18 protein-coding genes and 1 pseudogene are annotated in these 22,361 nt (G+C 54.4%); 6 read left to right on the forward strand and 13 right to left on the reverse strand.

Translation table 11 applies throughout. From position 1 onward, the window contains the following. Nucleotides 1-124: 124 nt before the first annotated feature. Nucleotides 125-1,030: a YghX family hydrolase gene (gene yghX / locus ACLBVC_RS06160; RefSeq protein ID WP_410149150.1), complete on the forward strand. Its 906-nt coding sequence runs from the start codon at nucleotides 125-127 to the stop codon at nucleotides 1,028-1,030. Nucleotides 1,031-1,087: 57 nt separating this feature from the next. Here yghX and yghU read toward each other — a convergent pair whose 3' ends face one another. The 11 genes from yghU to ACLBVC_RS06215 form a co-directional block, all read right to left on the reverse strand. After that, entirely contained in the window at nucleotides 1,088-1,939 is an 852-nt protein-coding gene (gene yghU, locus ACLBVC_RS06165; RefSeq protein WP_410148905.1) for a glutathione-dependent disulfide-bond oxidoreductase, read from the reverse strand. 894 nt (nucleotides 1,940-2,833) lie between these two features. Next, the gene (locus tag ACLBVC_RS06170; RefSeq protein WP_410148906.1) at nucleotides 2,834-3,607 is read right to left on the reverse strand and encodes an SDR family NAD(P)-dependent oxidoreductase; all 774 of its coding nucleotides are present in this window, start codon (nucleotides 3,605-3,607) and stop codon (nucleotides 2,834-2,836) included. After that, complete coding sequence (locus ACLBVC_RS06175) at nucleotides 3,604-4,506, reverse strand: dihydrodipicolinate synthase family protein (protein WP_410148907.1); 903 nt, start codon at nucleotides 4,504-4,506, stop codon at nucleotides 3,604-3,606. The genes ACLBVC_RS06170 and ACLBVC_RS06175 overlap by 4 nt, the downstream gene beginning before the upstream one ends. 2 nt (nucleotides 4,507-4,508) lie before the next feature. Further along, complete coding sequence (gene ilvD, locus ACLBVC_RS06180) at nucleotides 4,509-6,227, reverse strand: dihydroxy-acid dehydratase (protein ID WP_410148908.1); 1,719 nt, start codon at nucleotides 6,225-6,227, stop codon at nucleotides 4,509-4,511. After that, nucleotides 6,224-7,594, reverse strand: a complete 1,371-nt coding sequence (locus ACLBVC_RS06185) for an MFS transporter (RefSeq protein ID WP_410148909.1) — start codon at nucleotides 7,592-7,594, stop codon at nucleotides 6,224-6,226. The genes ilvD and ACLBVC_RS06185 overlap by 4 nt, the downstream gene beginning before the upstream one ends. A gap of 27 nt (nucleotides 7,595-7,621) precedes the next feature. Continuing rightward, nucleotides 7,622-9,022 (reverse strand): sugar porter family MFS transporter, encoded by a 1,401-nt coding sequence (locus ACLBVC_RS06190; RefSeq protein WP_410148910.1) that lies wholly within the window; start codon nucleotides 9,020-9,022, stop codon nucleotides 7,622-7,624. A gap of 37 nt (nucleotides 9,023-9,059) precedes the next feature. Further along, on the reverse strand, nucleotides 9,060-9,947 hold the full coding sequence (locus ACLBVC_RS06195) for an SMP-30/gluconolactonase/LRE family protein (RefSeq protein ID WP_410148911.1): 888 nt from the start codon (nucleotides 9,945-9,947) through the stop codon (nucleotides 9,060-9,062). After that, a complete protein-coding gene (locus ACLBVC_RS06200; RefSeq protein WP_410148912.1) occupies nucleotides 9,944-10,594 on the reverse strand; it encodes a 2-dehydro-3-deoxy-6-phosphogalactonate aldolase in 651 nt (216 codons plus the stop codon). The genes ACLBVC_RS06195 and ACLBVC_RS06200 overlap by 4 nt, the downstream gene beginning before the upstream one ends. Then, nucleotides 10,591-11,496: a 2-dehydro-3-deoxygalactonokinase gene (locus ACLBVC_RS06205; protein WP_410148913.1), complete on the reverse strand. Its 906-nt coding sequence runs from the start codon at nucleotides 11,494-11,496 to the stop codon at nucleotides 10,591-10,593. The genes ACLBVC_RS06200 and ACLBVC_RS06205 overlap by 4 nt, the downstream gene beginning before the upstream one ends. Nucleotides 11,497-11,604: 108 nt before the next feature. Then, the gene (locus ACLBVC_RS06210; protein ID WP_218520865.1) at nucleotides 11,605-12,336 is read right to left on the reverse strand and encodes a FadR/GntR family transcriptional regulator; all 732 of its coding nucleotides are present in this window, start codon (nucleotides 12,334-12,336) and stop codon (nucleotides 11,605-11,607) included. Nucleotides 12,337-13,041: 705 nt separating this feature from the next. Beyond that, on the reverse strand, nucleotides 13,042-14,109 hold the full coding sequence (locus ACLBVC_RS06215) for a LacI family DNA-binding transcriptional regulator (protein WP_410148914.1): 1,068 nt from the start codon (nucleotides 14,107-14,109) through the stop codon (nucleotides 13,042-13,044). A 259-nt stretch (nucleotides 14,110-14,368) separates the two neighbouring features. Here ACLBVC_RS06215 and ACLBVC_RS06220 point away from each other — a divergent pair, with 259 nt between their 5' ends. Genes ACLBVC_RS06220 through ACLBVC_RS06235 form a run of 4 tightly spaced genes read left to right on the forward strand, consistent with a single transcriptional unit; the run spans nucleotide 14,369 to nucleotide 19,265 of the window. Continuing rightward, nucleotides 14,369-15,544, forward strand: a complete 1,176-nt coding sequence (locus ACLBVC_RS06220; protein WP_410148915.1) for a Gfo/Idh/MocA family protein — start codon at nucleotides 14,369-14,371, stop codon at nucleotides 15,542-15,544. 2 nt (nucleotides 15,545-15,546) lie between these two features. Continuing rightward, nucleotides 15,547-16,626, forward strand: a complete 1,080-nt coding sequence (locus ACLBVC_RS06225) for a Gfo/Idh/MocA family protein (RefSeq protein ID WP_410148916.1) — start codon at nucleotides 15,547-15,549, stop codon at nucleotides 16,624-16,626. Beyond that, nucleotides 16,626-17,669, forward strand: a complete 1,044-nt coding sequence (locus tag ACLBVC_RS06230; RefSeq protein WP_410148917.1) for a Gfo/Idh/MocA family protein — start codon at nucleotides 16,626-16,628, stop codon at nucleotides 17,667-17,669. Before ACLBVC_RS06225 ends, ACLBVC_RS06230 begins: the two co-directional genes overlap by 1 nt. Before the next feature lie 36 nt (nucleotides 17,670-17,705). Next, nucleotides 17,706-19,265 (forward strand): MFS transporter, encoded by a 1,560-nt coding sequence (locus tag ACLBVC_RS06235; RefSeq protein ID WP_410148918.1) that lies wholly within the window; start codon nucleotides 17,706-17,708, stop codon nucleotides 19,263-19,265. A 6-nt stretch (nucleotides 19,266-19,271) separates the two neighbouring features. Here ACLBVC_RS06235 and ACLBVC_RS06240 read toward each other — a convergent pair. Then, nucleotides 19,272-19,793: pseudogene (locus ACLBVC_RS06240) on the reverse strand (N-acetyltransferase family protein); the annotation flags it as partial. A 190-nt stretch (nucleotides 19,794-19,983) separates the two neighbouring features. Between ACLBVC_RS06240 and nlpA the strand changes: the two are divergent. After that, the gene (gene nlpA / locus ACLBVC_RS06245) at nucleotides 19,984-20,802 is read left to right on the forward strand and encodes a lipoprotein NlpA (protein ID WP_410148919.1); all 819 of its coding nucleotides are present in this window, start codon (nucleotides 19,984-19,986) and stop codon (nucleotides 20,800-20,802) included. Nucleotides 20,803-20,893: 91 nt separating this feature from the next. On the opposite strand, the gene phoC is transcribed toward nlpA, so the two are convergent. Continuing rightward, on the reverse strand, nucleotides 20,894-21,634 hold the full coding sequence (phoC, locus tag ACLBVC_RS06250) for an acid phosphatase PhoC (RefSeq protein WP_195824738.1): 741 nt from the start codon (nucleotides 21,632-21,634) through the stop codon (nucleotides 20,894-20,896). Nucleotides 21,635-22,361 lie beyond the last annotated feature (727 nt).

A 22,361-nucleotide genomic window follows, 5' to 3' on the forward strand; every position in this document is an offset into this window, starting at 1 on the left:
GCAGTTTACCACTTTCCACCGCTAAAGGCGGTGCCGGAATGAAATCCATTTTCACAATCAGTTTACATAATCGTCAAAAGCAGACCATTATTTAGTCTTCGATTTCCCGGAACGGAGCCTGATGATGACGCGAATGACAGCTAAAGATTTTCCGCCAGAACTGCTCGAATACTTTGATTTTTATGTTCACGGCAAAATGACCAAACGCGAGTTTCTCGATCTCTCGGCAAAATTTGTGGCGGGTGGCCTGTCGCTGGCGGCACTTTCCACACTGATGACGCCTAACTACGCCTACGCTGAACAGGTGCAATTTACCGACCCTGATATTGTGGCTGAGTACATTCAGTATCCGTCGCCGCAGGGGCACGGCAGCGTAAAAGCCTATCTGGTGCGTCCGGCCAAAGCCACGGGGAAGGTGCCGGGCGTGGTGGTGGTGCATGAAAACCGGGGTCTGAACCCATACATCGAAGACGTCGCGCGCCGTGTGGCGAAAGCCGGATTTGTGGCGCTGGCACCGGACGGCCTGAGTTCCGTAGGCGGTTATCCGGGGAATGATGAGAAAGGCCGCGAGCTTCAGCAAAAAGTGGATCCGGCTAAGCTGATGAATGACTTTTTTGCCGCCGTGGAATTTCTGATGCACCACGAAACGGGTACCGGAAAAGTTGGCATTACCGGTTTCTGTTATGGCGGTGGCGTGGCGAATGCGGCTGCGGTGGCATACCCTGAACTGGCAGCGGCGGTGCCGTTTTACGGACGTCAGCCAAAGGCTGAAGACGTGCCGCGCATCAAAGCGCCGTTATTGCTGCATTACGCCGAGCTGGATAATCCGATTACCGACGGCTGGCCAGCGTATGAGGCCGCGCTCAAGGCGAACGATAAAGTGTATGAAGGGTATGTTTATCCCGGCGTAAACCACGGATTCCACAACGATTCGACGCCGCGCTATGACAAAGCAGCCGCCGATCTGGCGTGGGAGCGCACCATCGCCTGGTTTAAAAAGTACCTCGACCCGCAAACTGAGACGGCATAAATGAAAAGGGCAGGAGATGATCCTGCCCTTTTTGCATTCTGACTCAACCGGTATGGATCAGGATTTTAGTTTGTCATCAAAATCTGACGCGTCATGACGTTCTGCCAGTTGCTGATCCGGCTCGCCCCAGGTGCGGTTAACGATACGGCCGCGTTTGACTGCCGGACGATCTGCCACTTCTGCCGCCCAGCGCTGGAAGTGTTTGTAGGACTGGATATCCAGGAACTCGGCGGATTCATACAAGCCGCCCTGCGCCAGACTGCCGTACCAGGTGAAAATAGCGATATCGGCAATCGTGTATTCTTCACCGGCAATAAAGCGGTGATCGGCCAGTTGCCTGTCCAGAACGTCGAGCTGACGCTTGGCTTCCATCGTAAAACGATTGATTGCGTATTCGATTTTGACCGGCGCGTAGTGATAAAAGTGCCCGAAACCGCCGCCAAGATACGGCGCGGAGCCTTGCAGCCAGAACAGCCAGTTCAGGGTTTCCGTGCGTCCCGCGAGGTCTTTCGGCAGGAACTGACCGAATTTCTCCGCCAGATACAGCAGGATATTCCCGGATTCAAACACGCGAATGGGCGGTTTGGCCGAGTTATCCAGCAGCGCCGGGATCTTCGAGTTCGGGTTTACATCGACAAAGCCGCTGGAGAACTGATCGCCTTCGTTAATGCGGATCAGATGCGCGTCATACTCTGCACCGCTTTCGCCCAGCGCCAGCAATTCTTCGAGAAGGATCGTCACTTTCTGGCCGTTCGGTGTGCCCAGAGAATAAAGCTGCAACGGGTGTTTGCCGACCGGCAGCGTTTTCTCGTGAGTCGGGCCTGCAACCGGGCGGTTGATGTTCGAGAACTTGCTGACTTCGTCTTTATTCCAGGTCCAGACTTTAGGCGGTTGATATTGTTCTGACATGAGGATGCTCCGTCTGCATTTAAGGGTGTATAAGACTGAAAAGTCTAGCAGGAGAAAATGCAGCGTGACGCTGAGAATGTGCCCAAAACCTTGGGCTCGCCGCCCAAACTGGCCTTAAGGTCAAAATCAAGACCTTGGGTAGGCACCCACACTGGCCTTCAGGTCAAAATCAAGACCTTGGGTTGCCACCCAAACTGGCCTCAAGGAGCGCCAGTCGCCGCGCCCCTTGAGAATCCCGGGCTCTTTAACTGCGCGCTGTCGCTGGCTGGCACTGTTTCAGCCACTCTGGCTATTGCCGCAAACGCCGCCGCTACGCGGTACTTTCGCTTCGGGTTCGAACCAGCTCGAAAACAGACTCTCGCCGTTTCTCACCGCTCGCTCAACGTCGTTTTGAAAGCGGCCAGAGGCTATGTAATTCGAAAGATTGCTGCTGGCTAGTTTTGATTTGCTCCTTCCCCTCTCACGAGGGGAAGGCCGGGATGGGGTGTTGGTTTTAGCGGCTCAGTGGCCTGCTAAACCCCCTCCCGGCCTCCCCCTTCGCAGGGTGAGGAGCAAACTAACCGCTCGTAAACGCTTGCAGATTTATTTAGCCTCAAGCCGCTTTCAGAAAGCTTGCCGAGCGAAGTGTTTCGAGACCAATCGCTCGAAACCGAGTAAGGGAACCGCGCAGCGGTAAGTTTTCGCGGCAATAATTGTGGCTGCTGAAACATAGCCAGCCAGCGATAGCGCGCAGTAAAAAAGACGCGGAGATTCCAAAGAGGGGCCGTCCAGCTCCTCATTGGTCGGTTTCGGCGCAGCGCGTTAAGTGATCACTGCGATTGTGAAACCGAAACTTTCTCGATCAGCCCCTCACGGCGAGTGAGAAACCGCCCAGACAGCGGTCTCTGCCCCCCACTAATCCTGCATTAACGCACTTCTCCCCCCATCCATCACAATCGTGGTACCGGCGATAAATCCCGCTGCCGGGCTGGCGAGATACAGGCAAAGTTCACCCACTTCTTCGGATGTGCCGATGCGTCCGACCGGGTGTTTGCGGAGGGTGTCCTGACGCGATTTTTCGCTGTCTTCGTGCGAGTCAAACCACACCTGATTTCCGGCTGTATCGATAAAACCGGGGGCAATGCCGACAGTGCGGATGGCCGGGCCCCATTCGATGGTCAGGCTTTGTACCAGCGAGAGCAGGGCGCGTTTGGTGATGTTGTACGGTGCGCAGCCCGGCATGGTGGAAAAGGCGTGGTTGGAGGTCATCACCAGAATGACGCCTTTGGATTTTTCCAGCATCTCACGGCAGCATTTGGCGATGTACCAGTGCGAGCGCAGGTTCAGATCAAGGTTGTGATGCCAGTCCTCCAGCTCACAATCGATGCCTTTGAAAACATTTTTTCCGGCGTTAGACACCAGCACATCAAGGCGTCCAAAGCGGGTTTTGACGCGGCTGATGAATTCCCCGATGCTTTCCGTTTTGGTCATATCGACGGAGTAATAGAAAAATTGTTCAGGATATCTTTTGCTGAGATCCTGCGCGTGAGGCGCTTTGTCGGGAGCGGAAAATGCGCAACCGACCACAATATCGCCCTGATTCAGAAAGGTTTGCGCGATAGCGTTACCGATACCCTGGCTGGCACCGGTGACAATCACCACGCGGGGCGTGCGGAAAGATGTGTTCATAGGAACTCCGAAAAAGTGGTGAGGAAATTGTCGATAGTCAGATGATCTTGTTCCGTCAGCATCCAGCCCGGATGGCGGCAGTAATCTGTCGCGATGACCCCGCGCCGGTGCAGAATCGTTTTTTCCACCTGAATGATGTATTCACAGTGCGTCATCCATTGCCGGATCCACGGCAGAAGCTGCTGATGTAGCGCCTGAGCCGCGTCCGTTTTTCCGGCCTGCCACAGCCGGTAGATCTGCACGTAGATTTCGCTGAACGAACAACCAGGCATGACGCCTTTACCACCGGCTTCCAGCATTTCCAGCATGTACAAACCGGCGTAACCGTTCAGCACGCTGGCCTGCGGAGCGCGTTGCAGGAATTCGCGGGTGTAGCTGACCGGCGGATTACACTCGATTTTGAAGACCGCGTGCGGATAACGCGTCGCCACATCACTGAGCTGTTCGGGCGAGATCGAAAGCCCGGTTTCTCCCGGAGCGTATTGCACCATCACCGGAATATCCACCGCTTCCAGCACCGAGAAAATGTGATGCGAAATCGCGGCAGCGTCGGGTTGCAGGAAGAACGGCGGTAGCAGCATCAGCGCATCGGCTCCACGTTTCTGATAGTCCCGCGCGCGTTTCACCGCCACTTCGGTGCTGTGATCGGTCACAGACATCGCGCGAAAAACGCCGCTGCCTTTCAGGTCTGAGAGAAAACAATCGGCCAGCAACAACCGCTCGCTGTCGTCGAGTTTGGGGAATTCGCTGGCGATGCCAAACAGCGTCAGCCCCTGAATGCCCGTGGCGGCAAGATGTTCCAGCAGGCAGCTGAAACTGGTGTAATCCGGTTCACCCAGCCGGGTAAACGGCAGGGCAGCAATCGGATTGACGCCGAAAATATCGGAAGACAGAACCATAATTACTCCTCGTCCCTGTCAGCTAAAACCGCACCCTGTGCGGCCGGTAATGCCCAGCGGCGGTATAAACGCAGGAATCCGCGCGGCACCTGTTTTTCGACCGGCACCCAGCGGGTGCGGCGTTCGGCCAGAATGTCCGCGCTCACGTTGAGCGTCAGTTCGCGGGTGGGAATATTGATGGTGATGATGTCGCCGTTTTCCACCAGCGCCAGATCGCCACCGTCGCTGGCTTCCGGCGAAATATGCCCGACAAATAAGCCGCGGTTGGAGCCGGAAAAACGTCCGTCAGTGATCAGCGCGCAGCTGTCCGACAAGCCCATGCCTTCGAGGCATTTCATCGGTTTGTACATTTCCGGCATGCCCGGCCCGCCTTTCGGTCCTTCATAGCGCAGAACCAGCGTGCTGCCCGGCGCAATTTCGCCGGAAAGAATGGCGTCAACGGACTCCTGCTCGCTGTTAAAAACCACCGCCGGGCCGCTGAACGTCATAAGGTTTTCCGGCACGGCGGCGGGCTTCACCACGCAGCCAAGCGGTGAAAGATTGCCGTGCAGCACGGCGACACCAGCTTCATTACGCACCGGAATAGCGAGCGTATGGATGACTTCAGGACGGCGTGATGTTGGCGTGGTTTCCAGCCATTGTGCTTTGGTTTGCCCGCTGACGGTCAGCGCCGAAATGTCCATCAGCGAGCTGATTTCCTTCTCGACGGCTGCCACGCCCCCGGCTTCCCAGAAATCAATCATGTCGTATTCCGATGCCGGATATAGCGAGGCAACCAGCGGAACGTGATGGCTTAGTTTGTCGAATGCTGACAGCGGCAGATGGCCGTACTCAGCTTCGTAATGAATGGCCTGCAAATGCAGGATCGCGTTGGTCGAGCCGCCGGTCGCCAGCAGGTAAATCATGGCGTTGCGGATTGACGCGGGCGTGATGATCTGGCGCGCATTGACGCCGCGTTTCACCAGATCCACCGCCGTCTGGCCGGTGCGGAACGCGCAATCGCGGCGTTCCCGAGAAATCGCGGGCAGGGTGCTGCTGCCGGGCAAACTCATGCCGAGTACTTCGGAAATGCAGCACATGGTGTTGGCGGTGCCGTACATGGTGCAGGAGCCGGGGCCGGGTTCGGCGATATCTTCAATGTGACGGAATTCCGCCTCGTCGATTTCGCCCCGGCGTTTCCAGCCGATGGCTTCGGTGACAATATTGCCGTCCCAGTCTTTGCCGTGATAATGCGCGGGGTACATCGGCCCGCCGTTGACCAGAATTGCCGGAATATTCAGCCGTGCGGCGGCCATCAGCATGGCGGGAACAATTTTGTCGCACGAGCCGAGCATGACCATACCGTCGAAACGGTGGGCGCGCATCATGACTTCAATGGAGCTGGTAATGACTTCACGCGCGGCCAGAATATAACGCATACCCAAATGGCCTTCGGCGATGCCGTCACACGGCGCGATGGTGCCGAAAACCATGCCGATGCCGCCTGCTTCATCAATCCCTTTGAGCACTTGCGCGGTCAGTTCGTTGAGATTGACGTGTCCGGCGGTGGCGTTGGTGTAGCTGTTCACCACGGCAATCACCGGACGGCGCAACTGGCTGTCGGTGTGTCCCATCGATTTGTACAGCGCACGTTTCAGCGCGCCGTCGTCTCCGCGTAATACCGGGTTAAAATGGTCGTCTTGTGCGCCACCGCAGGTGCCGCACGTAGTACATCCGCTCATACACTGCCTCTTTTTAATGACGATACTTCATCTGTTTCAGCCGGCTTTTCAGCACAGCGGCGGGGGTTAACCAACCGGGCTGGCAATAAAAAAATCAGGGGCGCGCACAGCAGCAAAAACGCGGCGAGGATATACAGGCCGGTGTTGGTGCTGCCGGTGTTGTCTTTCAGCCAGCCGAGCACGGTCGGCCCGAAGAATCCGGCCAGATTGCCGACGGAGTTGACCAGCGCAATGCCTGCCGCCGCCGCGGTGCCCGAAAGCAGGGTGCCGGGCAGGCTGATATAAGTGGGGATCAGCGCCAACGTTCCGGACATGGCGAGGCAAATCCAGGTCATCATCCAGAACGTGGAACCGCTGCAATACGCGCTGAGCGTCAGCCCGACCGCGCCGATAATGGCCGGAATGGCGATGTGCCAGCGCCTTTCACTGTGAACATCTGAGTGGCGGCTGTTCCAGACCATAAACACCGCGCCGAAGACGTAAGGCAGGGCGGCCAGCAGCCCGATGTGAAAATCATCGCTGACGCCTGAAGTTTTGATGATCGATGGTAGCCAGAAGTTGATGCCGTAATAGCCGATGTTGAAGCTGAAGAAAATCAGCGCCAGCAGCCAGACATACCCGTTGCGGAACATCCGTTTCAGGCTTTGCGGCGGCTTACCTGCGTTGGCGGCCAGGCTGCGCTGCCGGTCGGTGTCCAGGTCACGGGCCACGATTTGCTTCTCGCTTTCCGTCAGCCAGCGGGCGGATTTGACGTCGTTATCGAGATATCGCAGCACCACAAACGCCAGCAGGAAGGACGGAACGGCTTCCACCACAAATAGCCATTGCCAGTTGTGCAGGCCGTCGACGCCTTCGAAAGACCGCAGGATAAAGCCGGAAAGCGGGCTGCCGATGATGGTTGAAAGCGGCGTGACCAGAATAAACAGGCCGAGGGTGCGCGCCGACCGCCAGGACGGAAACCACAGCGTGAGATAAAACACGATGCCCGGAAAGAATCCCGCTTCCGCCACGCCGAGCAGGAAGCGCAGCACGTAAAACTGCGTTGGCGTGGTGACGAAAATCATCGCGGCCGAGAGAACTGCCCAGCTGATCATGATCCGCGCGATCCAGAAGCGCGGACCAAAACGTTGCATCATCAGGTTGCTCGGCAGTTCAAACAGGAAATAGCCGATGAAGAAGATACCCGCGCCGACGCCATAGACGGTGTCGCTGAAATTCAGCGCATCCTGCATATGTAACTTGGCGAACCCGATGTTGACGCGATCGAGATAGGCGAAGAAATAACACAAGATTAAAAACGGGATCAGGCGGCGCGTGATTTTGCGGTAAACAGCGCCGGTCGATTTGTCAGAGTCTGGGATTGCCATGTTTTACCTCGTCATCGTGTTATGGGATCAGCGCTGATTGCCGATGCTTCTCAGCGGTAAACCGGCCATGAGATTTTTTTCGATGTTTTCCAGTGAGATACTTTTGGTTTCAGGAACGAAGAGCAGGGTCAGGACGATGCAGACGACGTTAAGTGCGGCGTAAAGCCAGAACGTGCCCGCGCTGCCGACGGTGTCGATGAGCGTCAGGAATGTCGCGCCGATGATCATGTTGGCAATCCAGTTCGCCATCGTGGAGCAGGTGACGCCAAAATCGCGGCCTGCCAGCGGCTGGATTTCAGAGCACAACACCCAGATCAGCGGGCCGGCGCTCATGGCAAATCCGACGATGAAAATTAGCAGTAAGGTGACGGCGACATATTGCTGGGTCAGGCTGGTGATGCCGGTGAAGAACATCCAGCCCATCAGCGCCATACAAATTGCCATTACGCTGAAACCGAGTTTGAGAATCGGTTTGCGCCCCCAGCGATCAACCAGACCGATGGCGATAAAGGTCGCCAGCACGTTGGTTAATCCGGCAATTACCGTTCCCCACATTTGCTGTTGTGTGGAAGCAAAACCGGCAATCGCGAAGATTTTCGGGGCGTAATACATGATGACGGTCATGCCGGTGAACTGCTGCATGAACTGCAACAGAACGCCGAGACAGGTGGTGCGGCGGAAATTGCTGTTAGCGCGGAATAACTGCCAGCCGCGTTGTTTCATCTGCACGCTCTGGCGGATGGCTTCCAGTTCGATGTGCGCTTCGGATTTTGTTGAACGCAGCAACAGCAGCACTTTTTCCGCCAGCTCACTTTTGTTTTTCATCATCAGCCAGCGCGGGCTTTCGGGCAGCGTTAAAACACCGGCAAACAGAATCAGCGCCGGGAACGTAATGATGCCCAGCATCCAGCGCCAGTTTCCGCTCTGGCTGAACGCCGTATCAGAAAGAAATGCCGCCAGAATGCCGATGGTAATCATCAGCTGATAAAGGGAAATCATGCTGCCACGGATGTGTTCGGGTGCGATTTCAGAAAGATAAAGCGGCGCGACAAATGAGGCCACGCCGACCGCAGCACCCAGCAGGAAACGCGAGACGATCAGGATCTGCAAATCAGGCGCAAAGGCACAGCCGACGGAGCCTGCGACGAACAGCGCGGCGCCGATCAGTAACGTTTTTTTGCGACCAATGCGCGTACACAACGGGCCGCTGCACAGCGCTCCGAGCGCCGCGCCGAGCATCATCACGCTGACCACCATTTCCTGCTGATGGCTGCTCAGGCCAAATTCCTGCGCCAGAAACGGTAACGCGCCCGCGATCACGCCCATGTCCAGCCCGAACAGCAGGCCCGCCAGCGCGGCCAATAAACAGACCAGCAGGGTCTGCCGGTTGGTGTGCGGCACCGCCCGGGGAATGATATTCGTCGTCATAAGTCACCTTTGAGGTTGTTTTGATTTTTATGGTGTTTTACAGGGTGAACAGGGAGGCTCGCTGTCCGGTGTAGGGCGTTTCGTAGCGCAGCAAAGCGCCATCCGTGGCGGACGGTGTTCTGAGCCCGTCGCGCGCCGAAGTGATATACAAATCCTGAAAATTCCTGCCGCCGAAAGCGCAGCTCGACGGCTGCATGACGGGCAAAGGAAGCGTCGTGAGAAATTGCGGGGCATAATCATTAAGCTGATAAGCCGCCAGACAAGCCCCGCCCCAGCGGGCATTGAGCAACAGGCCGGTGCGGGTTACGGCGGAGCCGTCGGCAAAAACATCGTCTGGCAAAGGCCAGGTGCGCAGCGTCGGATGCGTGATAAGGCGGGCCGGGCTTTGGTAAAAGCAGTGCGCAAAAGTATCGATGAACCAGGCGTGGCCGCCGTGCCAGACCAGCGTGTTAGGCACATGCTGATCGCCGAGCATTTTCACCGGCTGCGCATCGCCAGTGGCGAAGCGATACCAGCCGCCGATGGCGCGGGCGGCGGTGATATCTACGGTGCTGAACCACACGGAACCGTCCGGCGCGACCGCCGCTTCGTTTGGGCGCGTGGCGGCGGTTTCCGGCCAGCCGCACAGCGGGTAGTGAGTCATGCTGTGATAGTCATACAGCAGGATCCCTTCGCCGGTGACGAGTAAAAAATGCTCCGGCCGGTCGGTCAGCAACACCGCGCTGCACACAGAAGGTAAGGTATGGATTTCAAAACGGTCGTCCTGTTCCGGCCAGTAACGCAGTAACCGACGCTGCACGATATCGACCCAAATCAGCGACTGTGAGCTGAAACACCAGACCGGCGTTTCGCCCAGCTCAGCACGGTAATCGCTGATAATCGATAAATTTTTCAGCGCAGAGTTTTTCGACAGAGAGTTTTTCATTTTTGCGCCGCCAGCTGCCATGCCGCCTGATACGCCAGCGCCCGTTCGCGAAGGGCAGAAAGTGTAATTCCGGGCTGATACAGCCCGCCGCCCAGACCGAATCCGTTTGCGCCCGCTTGCAGATAGGCACGCATTTGCCCGGCATCGGTATTCACGCCGCCAACCGGCAGGCAAACCGCTTCTGCCGGTAAAACCGCGCGCATCGCTTTAAGCACGGCGGGCGTAATTAATTCGGCAGGGAAAAATTTCAGTGCACTGGCTCCTGCGCGCAGCGCCGTAAAAGCTTCGCCCGGCGTAGCAATACCCGGCAAACTCAGCAGCCCGAGTTCTGTCGTGGCGCGGATCACCGACGGTTCCATGTTCGGAGAGATAATCAGCTGCCCACCAGCCTCCGCGGCCTGATGCACCTGATGTTCTGTCAGCACAGTTCCTGCGCCGACAAAGCCGCGCTGGCCGGTGGTTTTCGCCATGATGGCGATGGATTCCAGCGGACGCGGGCTGTTGAGCGGCACTTCCAGATAGGTAAAACCGCATTCGAGCAACGTTTGCGCCACACCCTGCGCTTCCTCCGGCGTGATGCCGCGCAAAATAGCAATTAGCGGCAACGTGCATTCCTGCCAGCGGCGGGAAAAATTCAGATAATTCATGACGATTCTCCGTGAAGACACTGATAAATCTGCGTCATGCCCTGAATGAAGCACGCATTGCCGTCGGCAGAAGTGAGGGTGATCCCGAGCTGTTTAGCAGCGCGGGTATAGCGTTCCGTTAAGGCGGGCGAACCGACGATCCAGGCTTCTTTACGCGCAACGGCGTGTAATTCTGCGCCAATCAGTAAACCAGAAAGATAGCTGGCGACCTGTGCGGGAGTGAGCACGCCGTTCAGCCGCAAAGTGCGGGCTGAAAACAGTGCATTACTCAGGTGTGGTGCGCGCTGTGCGTAAGTGACGCCAAGAGCAAAAGCCTGGGGATCTTCTGGCGATTCTGGTACATCACGCCCAAGCAGTGAATGGCTGAGCATCACCGAATAAATCTCGCCGGTCATGAACGTGCTGAACTGCCGGATCTCACCGTTATGCAGTTCGGCGTGTTTGCTGTGCGTACCGGGCAGGATCACGTACTGGCTGTTTTGCGGATCATGGCGCAGCGCTGCCAGCCCGATCAGCTGAATTTCTTCGCCGCGCATGACGTCGGGTAAACCGAATTCATTCTTCCCGCTCACGCCCGCAACAATCTGGCACGGGCTTCCCCAGGGTGTTTTCAGCGAGACGGTACATTGCGCCAGCTGCCGCGAACCGGCGGGCAGCGTGACATACGGGACTTCCTGCCAGCCCTGCTGCGAGCCGACCATGCCCGCCATCAGCAGAGGCGGTTGCGGATACGCCGCCAGCCAGTTGCCGATCAGCGGTTTAAGTGCGGCGGCAAACTGACGGTCGGGCACATGCAGCAGGCCGCAAGGCGCACTGACTGTGTCGAGGCATTGATGTTCTTTCATCAGGAACGCCCGAAAATTCGAGGTTCCCCAGTCGATGGAAATCCAGTGATTTTTCATTCTTGAGTTACAACCAGTAAAATCTTGTATGACAAGAATGATGAAGAAAAAAAGACCTTATAACTGTGAGGGAGATCGAAAGTTAGCTAACGGGGATAAAAAAGATCGTTAAAAGAAGTGCTGATACTTTTCGGGGATTTCGCGCCAGATATGTTTATGGGCGGCGCTCAGCAGGATATGACGCATACATTTACGCGCGGAATCAGCCTGTTTAAGGCGGATCGCTTCCAGCAAATCGCGATGCTGCTGCACGGCTTCCTGCGTGAGTTGCAGGTCAGCTTCGAGGGTTTGTTTGAATGACAGGAGCATGGCCGCCGACAGCGCGTTACCGACCGACGCCAGAAACGGGTTATGGCACGACTGCAAAACGGCAGTGTGAAACGCCAGGTCGCCTTGTTCGAATTCAGCGGCAGAATTGTTTTTCTGGCCGGACTGCATGGTCGCCAGCGCATCTTCAATCGCAGCCAGGTCATGACCGGTAGCATTGAGCGCCGCCATGGCCGCGACATCTGGCTCAAAAATCAGGCGCGTGAGCATCAGTTGTTCCACCAGTTCCGATTCGATACCGACATCTTCAAGCCACGACAACACTTCGGCATCCAGAAAACTCCACTGTTCGCGCGGCGTAACAATACTGCGTCGCTTGGCCTGGATCAGTAACATGCCTTTCGCCCCGAGCACCTGAAGCGCATTTCGCACCGACGTTCGCGACGCCTCATACTGCTGCGCCAGCTCATTTTCCCCCGGGATCGGTAACCCGACGGCCAGTTCACCGCGAATAATGCGCAGGGCTAAATCGCGGGTAATGGATTCTGAAACAGAAGCAGTGAGTTTGTTCATGACGATCTCGGAGATAGGGGGCCGGTGACGGCGCTAATCGTAACATTTTAATGGGTTTGTTCCAGCAAGACGTTGGTTGCTACCCAAACTGGCTTCATTTCAAAATCAAGACCTTGGGTTGCCACCCAAACTGGCCTCAAGGAGCGCCTATCGCCGCGCCCCTTGAGGATCCCGGGCTCCTTAACTGCGCGCTGCCGCTTGCTGGCTATGTTTCAGCCACTCCGGCGAGTGCCGCAAACGCCGCCGCTACGCGGTACTTTCGCTTCGGGTTCGAACCAGCTCGAAAACAGACTCTCGCCGTTTCTCACCGCTCGCTCAACGTCGTTTTGAAAGCGGCCAGAGGCTAATAGTTCGCAACCTTGCCATGCCATTCATTATTTTGAAAAACGAAGAAGCATCAGAATCGATTCTTTTGAATGGTGAGATGGCGCGCTCAGAAATTTTGCTGACCGAGGGTGCGAGACCGCAAGGCTCGAAGCCCGTAGGGAAGGTACCGCGCAGCGGCAGGATTTCGCGCCACAGGCAGATGTGCCAGAACATGTCCATCGTCCCAGCGGCAGCGCGGAGTAAAAAAGACGCGGAGATTCCAAAGAGGGGGCCGTCTAGCCCCTCTTTGGTCGGTTTCGGCGCAGCGCGTTAAGTGATCACTGTGATTGAGAAACCGAAACTTTCTCGATCAGCCCCTCACGGCGAGTGAGAAAAAATTCATGATCCCAGCGGCTGAGGATACAACCCCTTCCGTTTCCACTTCACGTCAGCCACCGATAACCCGTTGTGGATTTTCCCCTGCAACAGCAGGTTAAATTTCGCGCCGGAAGGCCGCGTCAGACGGCTTTGCAGGATATACACCGCTTCGCTGCCCAGCTCGCGGCAGGGCAGAAGGACGGAGGTGAAATTCATCGGGGAGGTGAGCTTCATGTCATGCTCGAAATCCATGCTCATGACGGAAATGTCTTCCGGCACCTGGATGCCCTGATCCCGCAAAGCATCCACGGTGGCGTGCGCAATCGGTGTGCTGCCGCAAATAATGGCCGACGGCAGGCATTCGCGTTTGCGCTCTTTCAGGTATTTATCAAAACTTTTGCGCGCCTGTTCTTTGCCATTACCGTGATTGATCAGCAGATGTGTCGCTTCGTCAAAAATGACGTGATGCTCAAGACAGGCGCGTTTGAAGCCGTCCAGCCTTTGCATCATAGTTTCACGCCGCAAGTCAGTGAACAGCAACACTGGCCGGTGGCCTTTCTGAAAAAGGAAATTCGCCGCGCAATAACCGATGGAATAGTGATCCGCTGACACGCAATCAAGGCGCATTTCGCTGTCTTTCGCGTTCAGCATCACCACCGGTTTATTCGATTCCGCTGCCAGACGGTAAAGCATCACATCATCAATTCCGATGATAACGACGCCGTCCACGTCGGACTGATTCAGCGCCTGCATAAAGACCGCGATATCGGGATCGTTTACCGACAACGCACATTTACGAATGTGAATATCAAAGCGTGCCACTTCGGCAGTAATTTCCTGAATGGCTTCGTAATAATAGAGGTCTTCATGCGGGGAAAATGCCGCAGGCGGCGCGCAAATTAACAAGGTATTCATTAACAAACGGCTGGCGGGAATGTCGCGCAAAATACCCATGGTTCTTGCATGGGTAAATACTTTTTCTTTTGCCTGCGGGCTGACATTCGCTTTACCCGCCAGAACACGGGAAACAGTGCTCGGAGAAAGCCCGGTGAGCTCCGCAATTTGCCTGATTTTTAATTTTCCCGTCATTCTGTGATCAACGCCTCATTGAGAGATGGACTTATTGCCACGACTAACTGTCTGTAATCAATCAGCTATTCATCATCATAGCGAATAAAAAATAGCGCACTGCAATTCCTGTCACAAATAGCAGTTGTTGGAAAAAAAAGTCGTTACTACTCTCCTGAATAACAACGTTAGAGAAAAAATATCGTATTTACCTGCCCTGAATGACTAATAAATTCAGCAAGGTGACGGCCGCCCTTTGGTTTTTGTCGGGAGTAAAATAATGCTTAAAATAGCGATTATTGGTACGGGTAATATTTCACACAACCATATTCAGGGATATTTGCAGTTTGCCGATCGCTGCCAGGTGGTCGCGCTGGTGGATATTTATCCGGAGAAAGCGGAAGAAAAAAAACGGCATTACGGGCTGGTTAACGCGAAGGTTTATGCCAGTCATCAGGACATTCTCGATGACCTCGGCATTGATGTTTTTGACGTCTGCACGCCGCCGTATGTGCATGCCGAAATCTCCATTGATGCGCTGAACGCCGGAAAGCATGTGCTGTGCGAAAAACCGATGGCCGCTTCTTTGCAGGAGTGCGACGCGATGATCCGCGCCGCGCAGGAAAGCGGGAAAACTCTGTCCATCATAGCGCAAAACCGTTTTACCGATGCGTTCTGGCGGCTGAAACAGGTACTCGATTCCGGCGAGGCGGGCAAAGTTTGCCACGCGCAGGTGGATTCATTCTGGTGGCGCGGCCATTCCTATTACGATTTGTGGTGGCGCGGAACCTGGGAAAAAGAGGCGGGGGGCTGCACGCTCAATCACGCGGTTCACCACATTGACGCCATTCAGTGGATGCTCGGTTTCCCTTCCGAAGTGGTGTCGATGATCACTAACGCTGCCCACGATAATGCCGAAGTGGAAGACCTTTCGGCGGCCATTTTCAAATATGATTCCGGCGCGCTGACGCAGCTGACGGCCTCCGTGGTGCATCACGGTGAAGATCAGAAGATTGTCATTCAGGGCGATAAAGCACGGGTTTCCGCGCCGTGGGATAAATTCGCCAGTATTTCTGCGCCGAACGGTTTTCCGGTGGATGAGCGCGACACCGCACGCGAAAACCGTCTCGACGATATTTACCGCTCAGTGCCCAAACTGACACATACGCTGCACACCGGCCAGATCGACAACTTCCTCACTGCGCTTGAAACGCATACCGCGCCGCTTATCGACGGCGTTCAGGGTAAGCGTTCGCTGGAACTCATCGCCGCAATTTATAAATCGGCCATCACCCGCAGCATCGTAACCTTGCCGATTGCGCCGTCGGATCCGTTTTATCAAACCGGCGGGCTGGTTTCGCGGGCACCGCACTTTTACGAGAAATCGGCTTCTGTGGAGAATTTCGCCAACGAAGACGCCATCCCGCTGGGTAAAGACATGGATATTGGAGCGTAAACATGAGCAACAAAGACGGAATGAATTATGCGCCGGTCGGGAAACCGCAGCCGGTGGTGAAGCCGGGCGAATTTGTGATTGCCGCCGCCGCGCTCCATCACGGGCATATTTACGGCATGTGCAACGGGCTGATTGAAGCCGGTGCCAGCCTGAAATGGGTTTACGATCCGGACCCGGCAAAAGTGGCGAAGTTCGTCAGTCAGTATCCGCAGGTGACGGTCGCGCCATCGCTGGAAGCTATCCTCGACGATAAAGAAGTGCAGCTGGTGGCCGGTGCGGGCATCCCGTCGGAACGCTGCGCGCTTGGGCTGAAAGTGATGGACGCCGGAAAGGATTATTTCACCGACAAGGCGCCGCTTACCACGCTGGAACAACTGGCGGCTGCAAAAGAAAAAGCGGCAAAAACCGGGCGTAAATATGCGGTGTATTACAGTGAGCGTCTGCATGTGGAAAGCGCAGTATTTGCCGGGCAACTGGTGCAGGAAGGGGCGATTGGGCGCGTGGTTCAGACGCTCGGTACCGGCCCGCACCGCGAGGGCGAAGGGCGTCCTGACTGGTTTTACGAAAGGGAGAAATTTGGTGGGATCCTGTGCGACATCGGCAGTCATCAGATTGAGCAGTTTCTGTTTTATACCGGCAACAGCAATGCACGCGTGGTCGCGGCGCAGGCGCTGAATTTCAACCATTCGCAATACCCGAACTTTGAAGATTTCGGCGACACGATGCTGGAAGGTGAAAATGGCGCGCGCGGGTATTTCCGCTGCGACTGGTTTACACCGGAAGGGCTCAGCACCTGGGGCGACGGGCGTCTGACGCTGCTGGGCACCGAAGGTTACGTTGAGGTGCGCAAATATGTCGATATCACACGCGGCGAGCAGGACGTGGTGTATCTGGTGAATCAGGACGGCGAATTCCGTTATCCGGTTTCTGGAAAGGTCGGCTTCCCGTTCTTCGGGCAACTGATCCTCGATTGTCTGAACCGCACTGAAAACGCCATGACGCAGGAGCATGCGTTTAAAGCCGCCGAGCTTTGCGTGCGGGCGCAGATGCTGGCGAACGGGACACGTGAAACGGGGGCATGATGAAAATGATGAATGCTGCTGTCATCGGTTGCGGATCCATCCATTCATGCCATGTGGCGGCGATAGAACAGGCGCCCGCAATCACGCTGCGGGCGATTGCGGAAATTGATGTTGAAAAAGGGCGTGCGCTGGCGCAGCAGTATCACTGTGATTTTTATGCCGATTATCATGAAATGCTGCGCGATCCGCAGATTGATGTCGTGCATATCTGTCTGCCGCATCATCTGCATCAGGAAGCGATTCTTGCCGCACTGGCTGCCGGAAAGCATGTGTTCACGGAAAAACCTGTGGCGCTCAACGCCGGGGAAGTCGCCGCCATCAAACGCGCCACAACGGAAACGGACGCCCGGCTGGGTGTCTGTTATCAGAACCGCCTGAACCCGTCGAGCCGTGAAATTAAAGCGCTGCTCGAAAGCGGGCAGCTCGGCAAAATGCTCAGTATCAAAGCTGTGCTGACATGGTCACGCGGCGGTGCGTATTACACCGAAAGCGCGTGGCGCGGACGTTTCGAAACGGAAGGCGGCAGTTTGCTGATCAACCAGGCCATCCATACGCTGGATCTTATGCAGTGGTTTGGCTGCGGCGTGCTGGCGGTGAAAGGCGTGGTGGAAAGCAGCTTTCTCAGCGAACTCACCGAAAATGAAGATACCGCGATGGCCAGTTTTAAACTCGGCAACGGCGCGCGCGGGCTGTTTTATGCGACCAACTGCCACAGCACGGATTCCCCGCTGCTGCTGGAAATCCATTGCGAAAAAGGGCTGTTGCAGCTGTATCACAACACGCTCTGGCTGATTGACGGGGAAAATAAAACGCCGTTAATCAGTGATGAAAACCCGTCGGGCAATGCTAAAAGCTACTGGGGCGACAGCCATCGTCAGGCGGTGTTTAATTTTTACCAGTCAGTTCGTGACTCAGGGAATACCCTTAATACCCAAAATAAAAACTATACCGATATTTATGACGCTGAAACCTCCCTGAATATTGTCGGGGCGATTTACCGGTCATCTCAGTTGCGGAAATGGATAATGCTTACCGAAAAATAATAGTAATAATCACCCTACATCCACAGGATAATAAAAATGAAACCAACTGAACGAAGAGTCGGTTATGGCACCGCTATAGGCTATGGCGTAACGGATTTATTTGGTGGCGGCGCATTTGCCGTTATTGGGACCTGGCTATTATTCTTTTATACCACCTACTGCGGATTATCTGTTTTTGAAGCCGGTTCTATTTTTGCCATCGCCCGCGTTATCGATGCGATATTAAGCCCGATTATGGGCTATATCACCGATAACTTTGGCAACACCTGGCTGGGGAAAAAATTCGGGCGGCGCAGGTTTTTCCTGCTGATCAGCGCACCACTGATGTTTCTTTACGCGCTGGTTTGGGTCACCGATATGAGCTACTGGTACTACCTCGGGACCTATCTTTCTATCGAATTGCTGTCCGCGATGGTGCTGGTGCCGTGGGAAACGCTGTCGGCGGAAATGACCAACCGGTTCAGCGAACGCACCCGTCTTTCGGGCGTTCGCATGATTTGTTCCCAGCTCGGTGGCCTGCTGGCGGTGTCGATTCCGGGCATTCTGATGCAGTTCACCGGCAAAGATAATTCCCTGACGTACACCTACACCGGTATTATTTTCGCCTGTATTTTCTGCGTGGCGGTATTCACCACCTGGATGTGTACGTGGGAAGCGAAAGACGTGCGGGAAGAGTTTGAACCGGAGCCGGTCGCCACCGGTGGTGGCAGTTTGTGGCATCATTTAAAAAGCCTGGTATCAGACCTCTTTTCCTCGTTCAGAATACGCATGTTCCGCCAGCATATTATTATCTATATTTTTTCGTTTACCGCACTGGATGTTTTTGGTGCCGTATTCACCTATTATGTGGTTTACGGGTTACATCAAAATGCCTCGTCGGTTTCAGGATATTTAAGCGTGGCGGCGCTGGCTTCTGTACCTTCGACGTTTATATTTATGATGTTGCTTGAAAAATTAAATATGTCGCCGTCGGGTGCGCTGCGGCTGGCGTACGGTATTATATTCTGCGTGCTGGCTTTCCTGTTTTATGTTTATATCACCGAAATGGAGGTTTCCCTGCTGCTGTTTTCGGCGGTCTTTGCCATATTCGGTTTCGCACGTGCCGGGCTTTATTATATTCCGTGGAATATCTACAGCTTTATTCCGGACGTAGATGAAATTGTCACCAAAAAACGCCGCGAAGGGATATTTGCCGGTGTGATGGTATTAACGAGAAAAAGCACGGTCGCGCTGGCGATTATGCTGATTGGCGTGGTGCTGGAAGAAAACGGTTTCGTTAAAGGGCAGGGTATGCAGCCGGAAAGCGCGCTGCACGCAATTATCGGGCTGATGGTCTTTGCGACCGGCATTTTGCTGGCCGTCAGTTTCTATATGACCTTTAAATTTAAGCTGACGCGGGACACGCATAAAACGCTGATCAAAGAAGTCGCGCGCCTTAAACTTGGCGGTGACCTGAATGATTGCACGCCGGAATGCCAGAAAGTGATCAAGGATCTGACCGGTTACGACTATCAGGAAGTGTGGGGCGGCAGTGCGACGCGCAAAACCGCCGGCGAAAAATTAGCCCCCGCGCCCGGTGACGCGGTCGGGCTCTGAAGGGCGTTATTCCGGCGGCGTCTGGTCGCTGTCGCCTAACGGGCGCTGCATAAAAACGGTATCCAGCCAGCGCCCGTGTTTAAAACCGACGGATTTCAGGGTGCCGGTGACGCTGAAACCGGCCGCCAGATGCAGGTGAATGGACGCCTGATTCTGGCTGTCGCCAACATTACCAATCAGCTGGCGATAGCCGTGCATTTCTGCCCAGTCAACCGCGCGGCGCAGCAAGGCTTTTCCTGCACCGCGTTTCTGAAAACCGGGATCGATATAAATAGAATCCTCCAGCGTATGCCGGTACGCGTAACGCTCGCGATATCGCCCGAGGTAGCAATAGCCTTTCACTTCCCCTTCGTGCAAAACCACCAGCCAGAGCAGCCCGGCGTCTTTGATTTTCTTCAGGCGCACGGCCATTTCATCCACAGAAGGCGGCTGCGTTTCAAACGATGCGGTACCGTGTTTAACGTGCCAGGCATAAATTTTTTGCATCTCAGGGACGTGCTGTTCGTCCGCTTCAATAATTTCCATTCTTACGGGCTCTCGTCTGGGTTTTTCTCCAGCCTACACGTTTCGAAAAGAATCGGGCAGGGAGCGCTGGGTATTATTTTCCGGTTATGCTTTTTTCTTCTTATTGATGCTTTTTTCGTTTTTTAAGCCGCCACCTTCACCCTGTTATAGTCTGCATCACTTTGGATCAGGGCTTATTTTTTAAGGAAAAAACGTGAAACTGACAATGCCGCATTTTCGGACCGGCGCTTTCGTATTACTCGCAGGATTGTTGCTGGCGGGTTGTGATCAAAAGGGCAGCGACGCGAAGCACATCAAGGTCGGTGTGATTAACGGCGCAGAGCAGGATGTCGCCGAAGTCGCCAAAAAAGTCGCGAAAGAGAAATACGGGTTGGATGTCGAACTGGTCGGGTTCAGCGGTTCATTGCTGCCGAACGACGCCACGCAGCACGGTGAGCTGGATGCCAACGTTTTTCAGCATCGTCCGTTCCTCGATCAGGACAATAAAGCACATGGCTACCATCTCGTCGCCGTCGGCAATACGTTTGTATTCCCGATGGCCGGTTATTCGAAAAAAATCAAAACGGTCGATCAGCTGAAAGACGGCGCGACGGTGGCGATCCCGAACGATCCGACCAATCTTGGCCGTGCGCTTTTGTTGCTGCAAAAAGAGAAACTGATCACCCTGAAAGAGGGGAAAGGTCTGTTGCCGACGGCGCCGGATATTGTTGAGAACCCGCATCATCTGAACATTATGGAGCTGGAAGGCGCGCAGTTACCGCGTGTGCTCGACGACCCGAAAGTCGATGTGGCGATCATCAGCACCACGTATATTCAGCAAACCGGGTTGTCGCCGGTCCACGACAGCGTGTTTATTGAAGACAAAAATTCACCTTACGTGAACCTGCTGGTGACGCGAGAAGATAATAAAGACGCGGAGAACGTGAAGGAGTTTCTGAAATCTTATCAGTCGCCGGAAGTGGCAAAAGCCGCAGAAAAAATCTTCAACGGTGGCGCGGTTCCGGGCTGGTAACAGGCCGTATCGGGGTGAATAAAATTTGACGCTTTTGCCTGACAATCTGTCATCAGGCAAAATCGTTTTGACTTTTTACGTCTCAATAAATTTACGACTTATGCTGTTTCGCAAACTCGTCTTTGGCTTTCTGCAATTGCTGCTGGAAAGCTTCGTTAGTGTGCAACGTGGCGACGACCGCCGAGCCGACTATACGCGCAGCATCGACATCGCTCTGCCAGTGATATCCGCAAATCACGCGGCTCTGGCCTAAATCGAAACCGCGCTGAAGGATTTGATCCTGACGTTGCGGGTTAATTTCCGTCAACACCAGCGCTGTTGCCCAGCCGATGGAGGTGTGACCCGACGGATAAGATCCATTCTTAGACAGCTTATCCTGCTCGGTCGTGTTGCACGTCGGCACGCCGTAGAACGCGAACGGACGAATGCGCATGTACTTCTCTTTCGCCGAACGGGTGGCGAGATCGCCCGCATCTTCAATCATATTGGTCAGGAGCTTATGCAGCTCCGGCGTGTCTTTCGCCGTAATCGGTGAACCAAACGCCGTGGAGAACGCATTCGCAACGCCGCCCGCGCTCAGGTTGGCATCTTCAGCCGCCAGCTTGCCGCGTTCCGTCGAGCGCAGAAGACGCCCTTGTTCGTACATTGCCTGATCGTTGAGAAACGCAATACTGCCCACAGCCGGTGGCGGCGGAAGCAGCGCCAGGCTATTGATCGCCTGATCGTTTTTCAGATAGTACAAGTCTGGTTTGGTGGTCGCATCATTGCCGGTGAGGGCAAAAGCATTGACAGAGAAAAGTCCCGCGAGACAAAAAGTAGCAACAATTTTCATGAAGGTTTCCTTACGGACATTAGAGTTTTCATTACGAACTCATTTTCGTAACATTTGTTAACATGTGTAAGTAAAACAAATTCTTCATCAAAAAAAATGCGCGAGATCTCAAAATTGGGAATTTGTGGGTATCGGTATCCGGTTACCACACAGCGATAGCTAAGATAATCTCTGGCTCGATCCCATCGCTACGTATAACCTTAAAAATTATTTTTTCAGGTTTTTATTTTTTATTTTTAACAAAAATAGATTTTTACTTTAAATGTTAAATGTTAAATGTTAAATGTTAAATGGAATGGGGCTAATGGAGGCACCTTAGGCAGATAAATGTTAATGAAAATGTCACCCTAAGTTAATTTATGCAGCCTATTTTTCCCGGTGTGGTTCCGCCCATATCCCTTTCTAAATGAATCGTAAGAAAATCAAGCCGTTTATCCCACAACGCCACGGGGGGAGTGGCCGGTGTGTAGGTATTGGTAGCAATGATTAAAGGGGGGATTCCGGCAAAGACGTACTTGGCATCTGTATTTATGACCTTCTTCGAACCTGAGTTATACGTCATCACATACACAATCATGAAAGCTTTTACTAAATTTTCTTAGACATGTTGAGACGTGTTTTTAGTTTATTGATTTGAAATATAGGTTTTTTTTAGACTTTTAGAGACGTGATGGGAAGTGAAAATGGTGTCCCCTACAGGAATCTTATTTTTAATTATGTCATTGAA

Origin of the sequence: Rahnella selenatireducens, from assembly GCF_046449555.1 — a bacterium.
Classification (GTDB): Bacteria; Pseudomonadota; Gammaproteobacteria; order Enterobacterales; family Enterobacteriaceae; genus Rahnella; species Rahnella selenatireducens.

Excerpts from the sequence above, each read along its gene's own strand:
- ACLBVC_RS06225 (WP_410148916.1), top strand. The coding sequence starts at position 15,547 with ATGAGCAACAAAGACGGAATGAATTATGCGCCGGTCGGGAAACCGCAG.
- yghX (WP_410149150.1), top strand. The coding sequence starts at position 125 with ATGACGCGAATGACAGCTAAAGATTTTCCGCCAGAACTGCTCGAATAC.
- ilvD (WP_410148908.1), bottom strand. The coding sequence starts at position 6,227 with ATGAGCGGATGTACTACGTGCGGCACCTGCGGTGGCGCACAAGACGAC.
- yghU (WP_410148905.1), bottom strand. The coding sequence starts at position 1,939 with ATGTCAGAACAATATCAACCGCCTAAAGTCTGGACCTGGAATAAAGAC.
- ACLBVC_RS06175 (WP_410148907.1), bottom strand. The coding sequence starts at position 4,506 with ATGGTTCTGTCTTCCGATATTTTCGGCGTCAATCCGATTGCTGCCCTG.
- ACLBVC_RS06230 (WP_410148917.1), top strand. The coding sequence starts at position 16,626 with ATGAAAATGATGAATGCTGCTGTCATCGGTTGCGGATCCATCCATTCA.
- ACLBVC_RS06190 (WP_410148910.1), bottom strand. The coding sequence starts at position 9,022 with ATGACGACGAATATCATTCCCCGGGCGGTGCCGCACACCAACCGGCAG.
- ACLBVC_RS06210 (WP_218520865.1), bottom strand. The coding sequence starts at position 12,336 with ATGAACAAACTCACTGCTTCTGTTTCAGAATCCATTACCCGCGATTTA.
- ACLBVC_RS06170 (WP_410148906.1), bottom strand. The coding sequence starts at position 3,607 with ATGAACACATCTTTCCGCACGCCCCGCGTGGTGATTGTCACCGGTGCC.
- phoC (WP_195824738.1), bottom strand. The coding sequence starts at position 21,634 with ATGAAAATTGTTGCTACTTTTTGTCTCGCGGGACTTTTCTCTGTCAAT.
- ACLBVC_RS06200 (WP_410148912.1), bottom strand. The coding sequence starts at position 10,594 with ATGAATTATCTGAATTTTTCCCGCCGCTGGCAGGAATGCACGTTGCCG.
- ACLBVC_RS06215 (WP_410148914.1), bottom strand. The coding sequence starts at position 14,109 with ATGACGGGAAAATTAAAAATCAGGCAAATTGCGGAGCTCACCGGGCTT.
- ACLBVC_RS06235 (WP_410148918.1), top strand. The coding sequence starts at position 17,706 with ATGAAACCAACTGAACGAAGAGTCGGTTATGGCACCGCTATAGGCTAT.
- ACLBVC_RS06195 (WP_410148911.1), bottom strand. The coding sequence starts at position 9,947 with ATGAAAAACTCTCTGTCGAAAAACTCTGCGCTGAAAAATTTATCGATT.
- ACLBVC_RS06220 (WP_410148915.1), top strand. The coding sequence starts at position 14,369 with ATGCTTAAAATAGCGATTATTGGTACGGGTAATATTTCACACAACCAT.
- ACLBVC_RS06185 (WP_410148909.1), bottom strand. The coding sequence starts at position 7,594 with ATGGCAATCCCAGACTCTGACAAATCGACCGGCGCTGTTTACCGCAAA.
- ACLBVC_RS06205 (WP_410148913.1), bottom strand. The coding sequence starts at position 11,496 with ATGAAAAATCACTGGATTTCCATCGACTGGGGAACCTCGAATTTTCGG.